At 34.3% G+C, this 1,476-nt stretch carries 1 protein-coding gene; it reads left to right on the top strand.

Going from position 1 to position 1,476, the window contains the following annotated elements; translation table 11 throughout:
* Positions 1–52 precede the first annotated feature (52 nt).
* Positions 53–1,444 (top strand): AMP-binding protein, encoded by a 1,392-nt coding sequence (locus K5Q92_RS23695; RefSeq protein WP_220771242.1) that lies wholly within the window; start codon positions 53–55, stop codon positions 1,442–1,444.
* Positions 1,445–1,476 lie beyond the last annotated feature (32 nt).

Genomic DNA, 1,476 nt, shown 5'->3' with positions numbered 1-1,476 from the left:
TGGTCACTTCAACATTGCCCTGTTTTCTTAGTTAAGTTGGAATCGATGACTCATGATATATAAATTGGTTGATAGAGATTTTTTTTGGGATTTTGACCATGTTGATTTAGATAAAGTGGCTGTAATTACTGAATCGTTTGAATCTAAAACCTATAAAGTTCTTAATGACGACATCAATTGTGCTATGAAGCAACTACCATTAATAAGGTCTTTGGTTTTTATAATAGCAAGTAATTCTTATAAAAGTTTAGTTTTTTACCTAGCATGTCTACGGTGCCAGCATCCATTTATTCTTATTGATGAAAAAGTTGATGATTCGCTTTTGTCTTCTTTGCAGAATACATACCAGCCTAATTTTCTTATTAAAGAGGGGAGAATAGAGGAGTGTAGTAAGCTGGTACACGATTTTCATGATGATCTTGCAATGCTAATGTCTACATCAGGTTCAACCGGTTCACCAAAACTTGTTAGATTATCAAAAATAAATTTGTCTTCAAATACTAATTCTATAGCAAAATATTTAAAAATAACCGAAGCTGATAACGCTATTACCACTTTACCTATGAGTTATTCTTATGGTTTGTCGGTTATAAACTCACACCTTTCTCGTGGTGCGACTGTCATATTGAATAACTACGGAGTCCTAACTAAAGAATTTTGGGAAGTTGTTGATAAATATCAAGTTTCGACTTTGTCTGGTGTTCCTTTTGTTTTTCAAACTCTAAAAAAACTTAAGTATAATAGGTTTGACACATCTTCTATTAGGTATTTAACCCAGGCTGGCGGTAAACTCGATACTGAAACATTAAAGTATTTTTCAGATGAATGCGATAAATTAAATCAGAGTTTTATAGTAATGTATGGCCAAACTGAAGCATCTCCCCGTATTAGTTACCTTCCTGCTGAAATGCTTAAGAACAAAATTGGCTCCATCGGTATACCTATTCCATACGGTCATCTGGCGATTCAGGATTCAGTTGGCACCACAATTAGCGAGCCTTTTACAGAAGGTGAAATTGTTTATGAAGGGCCTAACGTAATGATGGGCTACGCGGATAAACCTACAGACTTTTCATTAGGTGATATTTCAAAAGGGATTCTGCATACCGGTGATCTAGGTTATTTTGATGAAGATGGATATTTTTTCATAACAGGTAGGGCTAAGCGTTTTATAAAGATGTATGGCTTGAGGATAAGTTTGGATTCTATTGATAGTTGGCTAGCTGACCAAGAAATCAGCGCCGTAGCTATGGGCAAAGATGATCTTTTAATATTGTGTATTGAAAATGAAATTTTGACAGCAGTAGATTTTGTAAAAGAAATGGTATCCAAAAAGTATAAAATAAACGCTAATAGCATTTTGGTTCATAGTTTAGAGTCAATCCCAAGGATTAATGGAGGCAAGGTAGACTTTAAAACATTATCCTCATTAATTGGTTTGTGATTTTGTGTTTAATCTAATTTGCAACCCCGTTG

The sequence above is a fragment of the Shewanella sp. MBTL60-007 genome (assembly GCF_019654915.1).
Taxonomy (GTDB): domain Bacteria; phylum Pseudomonadota; class Gammaproteobacteria; order Enterobacterales; family Shewanellaceae; genus Shewanella.
Note: the sequence above shows the minus strand (reverse complement) of the source record. Positions and strands in the feature narration are given on the sequence as shown.

What these genes read in the sequence shown, in the direction of transcription:
- K5Q92_RS23695 (WP_220771242.1), top strand. Translation starts at nt 53, where the DNA reads ATGATATATAAATTGGTTGATAGAGATTTTTTTTGGGATTTTGACCAT.